Origin of the sequence: Prescottella defluvii (genome assembly GCF_000738775.1) — a bacterium.
Classification (GTDB): domain Bacteria; phylum Actinomycetota; class Actinomycetes; order Mycobacteriales; family Mycobacteriaceae; genus Prescottella; species Prescottella defluvii.
The window spans coordinates 1-437 of the sequence record NZ_JPOC01000264.1; the positions used below are offsets into that span (position 1 = coordinate 1).

1 protein-coding gene is annotated in these 437 nt (G+C 64.3%); it reads right to left on the minus strand.

The window, feature by feature from the left end; translation table 11 throughout:
• Positions 1-437, minus strand: a 437-nt coding sequence (locus IJ15_RS0124785) for an AMP-binding protein (RefSeq protein ID WP_031940954.1), incomplete at both ends; no start/stop codon positions are given.

Consider the following 437-nt stretch of genomic DNA (forward strand, 5'->3'; position numbering starts at 1 on the left):
CTCCCACTCGTCCTCGACGCGCTCACCGGTGACGAAGTTGACGCCGCCACCGAGCACGCGCCACCAGTCCTCGTGCCGCCACATGACGCCCTTCGGCATACCGGTGGTGCCGCCGGTGTAGAGGATGAAGATGTCGTCGGGGCTGCGCTCACCGAAGTTGCGCTCGGGAGAGCCCTGCGACAGCGCCGCCTCGAACTCGACGCCGCCGTACGACGAGTAATCGAGATCGGTGCCGTCCTCGACGACGATGGCCGTCTTCACCTGCGGCGTGTTGGGCAGGACGCCCTCCACCCGGTCGCTGTAGCGACGCTCGTGGACGAGCGCGACCATGTCCGAATTCTCGAAGATGTACTGCAACTCGTTCTCGACATAGCGGTAGTTGACGTTGACCATGATGGCGCGAGCCTTGAAGACTGCGACCATCGAGACGATGGCCT